General features: G+C 36.5%; 10 protein-coding genes. 5 read left to right on the top strand and 5 right to left on the bottom strand.

Annotation, left to right across the window (positions count from 1 at the left end; all coding sequences use genetic code 11):
- Nucleotides 1-9: 9 nt before the first annotated feature.
- From KI369_RS26115 to KI369_RS26105, 3 genes are read right to left on the bottom strand one after another with little or no spacing between them, the layout of a single operon-like run.
- A complete protein-coding gene (locus tag KI369_RS26115) occupies nucleotides 10-951 on the bottom strand; it encodes a proline racemase family protein (protein WP_212958352.1) in 942 nt (313 codons plus the stop codon).
- Complete coding sequence (locus KI369_RS26110) at nucleotides 948-1,985, bottom strand: proline racemase family protein (RefSeq protein ID WP_212958350.1); 1,038 nt, start codon at nucleotides 1,983-1,985, stop codon at nucleotides 948-950. The genes KI369_RS26115 and KI369_RS26110 overlap by 4 nt, the downstream gene beginning before the upstream one ends.
- On the bottom strand, nucleotides 1,982-3,157 hold the full coding sequence (locus tag KI369_RS26105) for an NAD(P)/FAD-dependent oxidoreductase (protein ID WP_212958348.1): 1,176 nt from the start codon (nucleotides 3,155-3,157) through the stop codon (nucleotides 1,982-1,984). Before KI369_RS26105 ends, KI369_RS26110 begins: the two co-directional genes overlap by 4 nt.
- A gap of 182 nt (nucleotides 3,158-3,339) precedes the next feature.
- Between KI369_RS26105 and KI369_RS26100 the strand changes: the two genes are divergently transcribed.
- The 4 genes from KI369_RS26100 to KI369_RS26085 all read left to right on the top strand — a co-directional run bounded on the left by KI369_RS26100 (nucleotide 3,340) and on the right by KI369_RS26085 (nucleotide 6,910).
- Entirely contained in the window at nucleotides 3,340-5,001 is a 1,662-nt protein-coding gene (locus KI369_RS26100) for a sigma-54 interaction domain-containing protein (RefSeq protein WP_212958346.1), read from the top strand.
- 75 nt (nucleotides 5,002-5,076) lie between these two features.
- On the top strand, nucleotides 5,077-5,349 hold the full coding sequence (locus KI369_RS26095) for a (2Fe-2S)-binding protein (RefSeq protein WP_212958344.1): 273 nt from the start codon (nucleotides 5,077-5,079) through the stop codon (nucleotides 5,347-5,349).
- Nucleotides 5,346-5,678, top strand: a complete 333-nt coding sequence (locus KI369_RS26090) for a (2Fe-2S)-binding protein (protein ID WP_212958342.1) — start codon at nucleotides 5,346-5,348, stop codon at nucleotides 5,676-5,678. The genes KI369_RS26095 and KI369_RS26090 overlap by 4 nt, the downstream gene beginning before the upstream one ends.
- Nucleotides 5,675-6,910: an NAD(P)/FAD-dependent oxidoreductase gene (locus KI369_RS26085; protein ID WP_212958340.1), complete on the top strand. Its 1,236-nt coding sequence runs from the start codon at nucleotides 5,675-5,677 to the stop codon at nucleotides 6,908-6,910. The genes KI369_RS26090 and KI369_RS26085 overlap by 4 nt, the downstream gene beginning before the upstream one ends.
- Nucleotides 6,911-6,934: 24 nt before the next feature.
- On the opposite strand, the gene KI369_RS26080 is transcribed toward KI369_RS26085, so the two are convergent.
- Nucleotides 6,935-7,243 (bottom strand): YxcD family protein, encoded by a 309-nt coding sequence (locus tag KI369_RS26080; protein WP_000447759.1) that lies wholly within the window; start codon nucleotides 7,241-7,243, stop codon nucleotides 6,935-6,937.
- A complete protein-coding gene (locus tag KI369_RS26075) occupies nucleotides 7,231-7,680 on the bottom strand; it encodes a hypothetical protein (protein WP_000914472.1) in 450 nt (149 codons plus the stop codon). Before KI369_RS26075 ends, KI369_RS26080 begins: the two co-directional genes overlap by 13 nt.
- 259 nt (nucleotides 7,681-7,939) lie before the next feature.
- On the opposite strand from KI369_RS26075, the gene KI369_RS26070 reads away from it, so the two are divergent.
- Nucleotides 7,940-8,704 (top strand): DUF1836 domain-containing protein, encoded by a 765-nt coding sequence (locus KI369_RS26070; RefSeq protein ID WP_000447236.1) that lies wholly within the window; start codon nucleotides 7,940-7,942, stop codon nucleotides 8,702-8,704.
- Nucleotides 8,705-8,785 lie beyond the last annotated feature (81 nt).

The raw sequence follows: 8,785 nt of genomic DNA, 5'->3' as shown, positions 1-8,785 counted from the left end.
TTTACCATTTTATTTTAATAAAAACCCTGTTGGAAACGGATCTGTAGAGTCTAATAGAAACGTCTGCATCCCTGTAATAAATCCTCTACTTTCAAAACGAAAAATGTAACCCGTTTCCTCCTTCTTTACTTTTTCAACTGTTATAAAGCTATTAAATATACTTTCATTTATAAAAGGTTTATCCGCTATATAATCATTTTTAAATAATGTATGAACAAAAGACACAATAGTAGAGACAAACCCTGGCGAACGTACGATAAAGTTATCTTCATGAAATGTAATCGACTTTATATGGTTGTTTTCTTTTTGCGTGGAATCTACTAAAATAAGCCTTTTTATTAGCGACTGTTTTTGTATAGCTTGAAGTGTAGCTTCTCCCCATTTTTTCAATTCAGAAATGTTTTCAATACAAATTTCTGGTGAATACGTACCTTTTTCTACAACTGCATATACTTTATCTGCTTGTATGAGAGAGTAACTTATATTACCAACATGTAGGTTTTTCTCAATCATATAACATAGTTTACTTTCAAACGAAACAGACACAACTTCATCATTCTCTACATACGCATGGACTGAAAATATGCCAGATAACGTTTCGATTTTGTATTGATTCGTCTCTCTCTTTTTTAAATACCCGCTTTCTAGTAACATCGTTATGACTGCGACAATACCTCCGTAATGGAGAGGAATTGACCCTTCATGATTAAAAAATAATACAGCTGCATCGACTTCCGCATGAATAGAAGGAACGACGATACATCCATTTAAACCGATAAAACCACGCGGTTCATTTAATAAAAGCTGCATTTCTTCTGCTAATTCACCTGAAAATTGTTCGTTTAATTGTTCTAAATTGTAGTAGTACTTACATGGTACATCTTTTATTACACGAAATGCCTCGCCATTTACGTGTACGTCTACTGCTGTATACATTTTTTGAATGTTCATTTTACATCCTCCGTTTCATGTTCCATCGGCGGAATTAGCAAAAATCCTTCTTTCAGTGGATCCTTTTCATTGTAAAAAAATCTGTGCATACCCATAAGCCAAGCTGAACCTGTAATTTTCGTTACGACAGCTTCTATATTTGCAACATTTGTCGTATTTATAACGCATCCTTTAAATAGAGAGCCAACGATACTCTCGTGAATAAACTCTTCATTCATCTCGATTTTTTGATTTGCGTATAAAACAGCTAACTTCGCTGAGGTTCCTGTACCACATGGAGAACGATCAATTCCCCCTGGCGGAACGACAACTGTATTTTTTACATGCGCACTTTCATGAGTAGGATCTGTATAAAATTCAATATGGGTTAATCCTCTAATAAACGAATGCTCTGGATGAATGATTTCAAATTTCTCATTAATGATATTTCTAATATGAATTGCCTTATCGATGATTGTAGATGCATGTTCCGGTACTAACTCTAAACCTACTGACTTCGCATCAATAATGGCATAGAAATTTCCTCCATACGCAATATCTGCTTCAACAGTTCCAATCCCTTCGACTTGTACAGTAATATGTTTCAGTAAAAAAGCTGGTATGTTACAGAAGGAGACTTCTTTCGCTTTTCCATCTTGAACAAAGATATCCACTTCAACTAAGCCGGCTGGCGTGTCTAACTTTAATGAAGTAATCGGTTCAACTACCGGAATTAAACCCGATTCAATTAAAGCTGTACATACACCAATTGTATCGTGACCACACATCGGTAAATATCCACCTGTTTCTATGTAAATAACACCAATATCTGCTTCCGGATGACATGGATCTGTTAATAGTGCTCCTGACATTACATCATGACCACGTGGTTCATTCATTAACAATTTGCGAATCCAGTCATACTCCTTTTTCATATGTAACATCTTCTCTGCCATCGTCTCTCCACTTAACTTAGGCAGCCCGCTAATCAATGTTCTCGTTGGATTCCCGCCTGTATGTGTATCAATCGTCGTAAAGACTCTTTGTGACCTCATCCGTTTAACACCCTTTCTGTAAAACGACTCAAACGAAGTGGTTCAATAGGAATGATTGTTTCTTTTTCATTTAATAACTCTTCAATTACTTTCCCAGTAACTGCGGCAAGACTAATGCCATCCCCTTCATGCCCTGCTGCTATAAAGTAGTTCGGGACATGTTCCACACGTGAAATGATTGGCAAATGATCTTCTGTCCACGGGCGTAACCCAGCATATGAACGAATCACCATCATATCCGCCATTTTCGGATAAAAACGAATTGCTCTGTTCGCAATACATTTAATAACCTCATTATTTATCCTCGTATGAAACCCAACAAACTCTCTACTACTACCAATTAAAAAATTTTGGCTTTCTGTCGGCTCGAATACGAGAGCTACCCCATATTTTTCAGTTAAAGCATCCACTTTTCGTTTCCCACCAAATTTAGAAATTAAATAGCCAAATTCCATTACTTTACGACAGCCAACGTGTTGTTGCCTTGAAGCTACAATAATATGTCCCTTTCTCGGTTCAATCGGTATATTCACATCAAGCATTTGTCCAATTTTCGGAGCCCACACACCGGCGGCGTTCACCACTTGCTTCGCAGTAAACGTCCCATTTGTCGTTTCTACAATAAAGGAACCGTCTATAACTCTTCTCATTTCTTTTACTTCCGTATGATTAAAAACTTTCGTACCAAATTTCTTCGATTCTGCGAGAAGTGAAAAAGCAAGAAGATATGGATTTACAGTGGAATCTGTTGCGCATTCCAATCCGCCTAATAAATCATCTGCGAAAAATGGCGATTCTTCTCTTATATCTTGCCTATCAAGCATTCGGAACGGTAAACCAGCTTCCTTTTGACGATTCACCCATTGCTGCGCTGCTTCCATTTCTTCGTCCGACTCACATACGAGAATACTCCCTGGTGCTCTATATTCAAATGAATGCTCTAACTCTTCACTTAAATCAGTTACTAATTTTTGACTTACTAACGACATTTGACTATCAAACCCTGGGTCTTTATCGATAGCCAAAATATTCCCGTCACACCGTGAAGACGTCCCACTGACAAATTCTCCTTTTTCAATGATTGTTACGTCTCTTCCGTATTTTGAAGTGTAATAAGCGATAGAACATCCTATAATTCCACCACCTATTATTAAAACGTCACAGTGCCTCACGTAGCACCCCTCCCTTCTTTTTAATCCCTCACTTTCTTTACATGCAATTGACGTGCCAACTATACATGTATACACTTTTTATAAATAATATTTTTATTTGTAAAAATATTTTAAATTTATCGTAAATAGGTGTATTATTTTTTTATCACTGTCAAAATTTTTATACATAATAGGAGGACAATATGGCATTCTCATTTCCCACAATAAAAGAATTTCTAAAAACTTTATCCATTGATCATACAAACAGCATGCAATATATTGAGCGAGTTAACGAAAAGTATTATTTCCGCCCTTCTACTACAGACAAATACAACTGTGCAGTTATTTACAAAGATGATTCATTTACCGCTTTATTTGACGCGTTTTCTCATGGAATGGTTGTTGTCGTAATAAACGAAAATAAAGAACCTTTATGCTGTATAACAGCTCAGCAAATCATTCCGTTCCTTGTTAAGTCATACAATGAACTACAATCTTTCTATAACACCGTAATACAAACAACTGATTCTTCCGTTACAGTCATCGATGATAAAGAATGTGTTCGTACTTGGACAGATGGCGCCGAAAAGATTTTTTCAGTCAACCATAATGAAATTATTGGACAACCTATCACTCGTTTTTTTGACTATAAAGATTTAGAAATTTTGCAATCATTACATGACGGAAAAAGCATAACCGCTCAGTTCCATCAGCCTCGGCCTGATTTATTCGTATTAATAAATTCAAACCCAGTTTATTGTAACGATGAAATTATCGGAGCTGTCGTTTCAGAAACTGATGTTACAAATCAAGTCGCTTTAAATGAAAAGCTATTTAATATGTCACATGAAATGCACCGATTAGAACAAGAGGTCGCAAAATATAAAGATGAATCAGACCCTTTCCTTGCGATGAATGGAAAGAGCCCTGTAATACAAAGAACGATACAATTAGCTAGAAAGGTTTGCTCGGTGAAATCAACTGTTTTAATACTCGGAGAAAGTGGTGTTGGAAAAGAAGTATTTGCAAAAGCAATTCATGAAGCAAGCGAAGCAGCTAAGGCACCTTTCATTTCAATTAACTGCGGCGCCATTCCAGAAGCTTTATTTGAAAGTGAATTATTCGGTTATGAACGCGGGGCGTTTTCTGGTGCAAATAGTAAAGGTAAGAAAGGTAAAATAGAGCTCGCGCAAGGCGGTACATTATTCCTTGATGAAATAGGAGAAATGCCGCTTGATATGCAAGTAAAGCTTTTGCGTGTACTACAAGAACGAAAATATTACCGTGTTGGTGGAGAAAAGGAAATTCATATTAATTTCCGCATTATCGCTGCTACAAATCGTGATTTACAAGAAGAAATGAGAAAAGGCACGTTCAGAGAAGATTTATACTATCGCTTAAATGTAGTTAGCTTGCAAATTCCACCGCTGCGAGAAAGACGCGAGGATATTATTGAATTAACCTATTCTTTCTTAAACGATTTTTCAATCAACTACAACAGACCAATTCGTGACTTACCTTCCAGCATTATGCATGAGCTACTTCATTACAATTGGCCAGGTAATATTCGCGAGCTTCGTAACGTCGTTGAAAGACTTGTCGTATTTGCGACTGACGGTATTATAAAACAAGAATATTTACCATTTCATGCAACCGAAACGTTAGACAATTCTACGGCTCATTCCCTATTACTTAGCAACAATAATACGATTCTCTCTTTGCAAGAAGAGATGGATGAACATGAGAAGAAAGTCATTGAGAGGGCTTTACGCATATTAAATGGGAATAAATTAGAGTGCGCGAAACAGCTCGGTGTTACGAGAGCCACTTTATATAACCGTTTAAAAAAGCTTGGATTACAATAACCGTTTCCCTCCTCTATATTGGCATAGTTTTTGCATTATTTAATTTGTGCAAACCGAACTAGAGGAGGAATTCATATGACGAATAAAGATCACTTAATTGTTTGTCGATGTGAAGAAGTTACATACGAACAACTTCAATCGACAATTGCTGAATATAAATGCTCGGCAAGAGAATTAAAACTAAGAACACGTGCTGGCATGGGATTTTGCGGTGGCCGCACATGTAGAATGATGATAGATCGAATGATTGAGAGCGCAAATCCTGACGTAACTACTAATGAAACCCCATTAAAATATCAACCACCTGTGCGCGCAGTTACCTTTGGAGCGGTAGGTGAAAATCAATGAATAGAATTACCCATCACCCTATTTTAGGGAGTTTAAATAATAGTAAACGCATCACTTTCCAATTTAACGGGCAACAGTATGAAGCCTATGAACATGAAACGATTGCGGCCGCTTTACTTGCAAACGGAATAAGAACTTTAAGAGTGCATGAAGATAGTGGGACGCCGCGAGGTATTTACTGTAATATTGGACATTGTTCTGAATGCCGCGTCACAGTAAACAATCAAGCAAACGTACGAGCATGCTTAACTGTTGTAGAAGAAGATATGGTAGTTGACAGTGGAAAACAGCATCCAAATATCGTGAGAGAGATGGTGAAAAAGCGATGAACGATGTCATTATTATCGGTGCTGGACCAGCGGGTTTATCAGCCTCTATCTCTTGTGCTCGATTTGGACTGAATGTACTTGTTATTGATGAATTTATGAAGCCTGGCGGAAGGTTGCTTGGGCAATTACATCAAGAACATACTGGAGAATGGTGGAACGGAATAGAAGAATCAAAACGTCTTCACGAAGAAGCAAAATCACTATCAGTTACTATTCGCTGCGGTGTTTCTGTCTATAATTTAGATAAAAATGAAAGCTCTTGGTTCGTACATACGAATATCGGTACGTTAGAAGCACCTTTCGTTTTACTTGCTACTGGAGCTGCTGAGTACTCCATTCCCCTTCCTGGTTGGACAATTCCAGGTGTTATGTCAATCGGGGCAGCACAAGTAATGACAAATGTTCATCGTGTTCAAGTTGGGAAAAAAGGAATCATTATTGGAGCTAACATATTGTCATTCGCTATATTAAATGAATTACAATTAGCGGGCATTAAAGTTGAACATATCGTACTTCCTGAAAAAAGTGAATTAAGTCAAAAGGCTGGTGAACCAGAAGAAGTTTTAAACTCTCTATTACATGCTGCTCACCTTGCCCCGTCACCTTTATTACGTGTAGGTAGTCGCTTCATGAAATATAACTGGGCTAAAAAAGCTGGATTAAACTTCTATCCAAATAACGGTATGAAAATAAATGGTACACCTCTTCATCTTCGAAAAGCAGCTCTTGAAATTATTGGAACAGATCAAGTTGAAGGTGTACGCGTTGCTAATATTGATACGAAAGGAAACATCATTACTGGCTCGGAACAAATATATGAGGCAGACTTCGTTTGTATTGCCGGCGGCTTATATCCTCTTGCTGAGTTAGCCGCTGTAGCTAGTTGTCCTTTCCGTTACATACCGGAATTAGGAGGGCACGTTCCTATCCATTCCGAAACAATGGAAACCCCTCTTCCTGGTTTATTTGTAGCCGGCAATATAACTGGCATTGAAAGCGGGAAAATTGCGATGGCACAAGGAAATGTTGCTGGATATTCAATTGTAAAACAAGCAAATAAAAAATCCCATTCGGTTGAACAACACTTGCAAGAAGCAATCCAACATGTACATGCCGTACGTCAACAAGCTGCTATTCAATTTAATCCGATGGTTGATATCGGTAGACGGAAGATGAATGAAATTTGGCAGGATTATTCCCTTGCATATGCCCATACTAAAAAGAGCTGCTGAGATTACTCTCAACAGCTCTTTTTCCTACTCATCTGAGTTATTAAATTTCGCTAATGCGTAAATGCCTTCTTCATCATCTAATTCAAGTTGTAATCTTGCCGCAAATGAATTGACATTATATTCTCTGTCAAGCAATAAGCGTAATGCTTCGATTAAGTTCGCTTGAATTAAAATTTGTTGGCGACCATTTACCTCTACTTCAGCAGAGAAACCGTAGTCATCGTCGTACATGAGTTCAACTAAAACTTCTTCTGGACCAACTTGTCTTTTTTCAGCGATATATACGCAAAGTGCATTGATCAGTTCTTGTTCAGAAATTTTTATCGTTTCCATGCTACTTCATCTTCCTTTTTCTTACGTTGATCTTTGAAGTATTTAAATGCACGAACTGCTAACATTACGATACCAGCCATTACTAACATATTTACCATAAACGCTAATACAGAACCAAGAGCTCCCATATTTGCAAATAAGCTACCCATTAGTAAACCACCAAGACCACCTAGTAATAAACCTTTCATAAAGCTTCCTTTATTACTTTTTGGTGCTGTGTTTGTTGCTTTCGTTTTTGAATCTGGAGTCGTTTTTTGAGAATTTACATTTGAATCTTTTTTGTTTAAATCAACTTTTGATTTTTGGCCTGAACTTGGTGAAAATGATTTTTTACCAGATTTGTAACTTTTCGCTGCCGCATGATCTACGAACATAAAGCTACTAGCACCAAAGATTACCATGAATGCTGTCATTACTGCTACAAGTTTTTTCAACATATTATATCCATTCTCCTTTTATATAGATATATGTGAAATCTATCTCTCTAGTAAATTCAGAATGATAGATTTATTTTTTAAGAACATTTTAAGGTTCTTATGAACTTATTATATGAACTTTTGTCGAAATATGCAAGTATTATTTACTTCCGACAGTTTTATGACATAAGGAAAAATTAAGCAAAACAGAATTGACTTTAAATGAAACAAAACATATTATAGGTTCATAAGAACTTTTATTATTTATGGAGGTGAAAAGATGGAAACATTTCATCTCACACGAAACGAAATGGCTACTCTTCTTCTATCACTAAGAGGTTGGAATACGAAAAAGCCTCTCGGTATTTTACAAGAAGCTTGGGCAAAGTCACATAAAAAAGATATTGAAAGCGGACAAAGCGTTACTGCTTTTATTACTACCGCACTTTCACCTATTTTCGAAAAACTAATTAAGATTGAAGATACGGACGTTGGTTTTTCATTAAATGAAATAGTTGCGCTTGGAAATCAAATTGAAAATACAAGTTTCTCAGTAACAGCCATGCAGAACTGGGTAAAACGAGATATAAAAGAAATGATTGGCTCTCCTCAAAAAGGAAAAAAATATTCAATTGAACAAGCAGCCTTACTATTCATTGTTGAAGATTTAAAAACAGCACTTGATTTTGAATCTATTCGTAAGCTATTACGCCTTATCGTAAATGACCCAGCTGATCGAAGTGATGACTTAATCAATCCTGTTCATTTATATGGAGCTTACTCTTCTCTATTTGAAGAACTCAATCAAGGGAATTGCTTACAATTAAATGCAACAGATACAGTTCATACAATTGAAAACATCGTAAAAGAAAAAGCTGATAAAATCGCAAGCAAGTTCGATCAAATTAATAATGAACAACGTGAAGCAATTCGTAACGCCATTATTATCGCCACACTCTCTGTGCATACCGCTTATGTACAAATGTTAGCGAAACGTTACGTAACAGCAACTTTATTTTTACAGAATTTAGATGTGAAGCCGTAAAAAATAGGAGCAGAAATGCTCCTATTTTTTTATGAGAAATTTTTAATAATCTTTTCATTATCTCTTCATGAAAATTGAACT

The organism is Bacillus sanguinis (genome assembly GCF_018332475.1).
Taxonomy (GTDB): domain Bacteria; phylum Bacillota; class Bacilli; order Bacillales; family Bacillaceae_G; genus Bacillus_A; species Bacillus_A sanguinis.
Note: the sequence above shows the minus strand (reverse complement) of the source record. Positions and strands in the feature narration are given on the sequence as shown.

What these genes read in the sequence shown, in the direction of transcription:
- KI369_RS26115 (WP_212958352.1), bottom strand. Translation starts at nt 951, where the DNA reads ATGAACATTCAAAAAATGTATACAGCAGTAGACGTACACGTAAATGGC.
- KI369_RS26110 (WP_212958350.1), bottom strand. Translation starts at nt 1,985, where the DNA reads ATGAGGTCACAAAGAGTCTTTACGACGATTGATACACATACAGGCGGG.
- KI369_RS26100 (WP_212958346.1), top strand. Translation starts at nt 3,340, where the DNA reads ATGGCATTCTCATTTCCCACAATAAAAGAATTTCTAAAAACTTTATCC.
- KI369_RS26095 (WP_212958344.1), top strand. Translation starts at nt 5,077, where the DNA reads ATGACGAATAAAGATCACTTAATTGTTTGTCGATGTGAAGAAGTTACA.
- KI369_RS26090 (WP_212958342.1), top strand. Translation starts at nt 5,346, where the DNA reads ATGAATAGAATTACCCATCACCCTATTTTAGGGAGTTTAAATAATAGT.
- KI369_RS26085 (WP_212958340.1), top strand. Translation starts at nt 5,675, where the DNA reads ATGAACGATGTCATTATTATCGGTGCTGGACCAGCGGGTTTATCAGCC.
- KI369_RS26080 (WP_000447759.1), bottom strand. Translation starts at nt 7,243, where the DNA reads ATGGAAACGATAAAAATTTCTGAACAAGAACTGATCAATGCACTTTGC.
- KI369_RS26075 (WP_000914472.1), bottom strand. Translation starts at nt 7,680, where the DNA reads ATGTTGAAAAAACTTGTAGCAGTAATGACAGCATTCATGGTAATCTTT.
- KI369_RS26070 (WP_000447236.1), top strand. Translation starts at nt 7,940, where the DNA reads ATGGAAACATTTCATCTCACACGAAACGAAATGGCTACTCTTCTTCTA.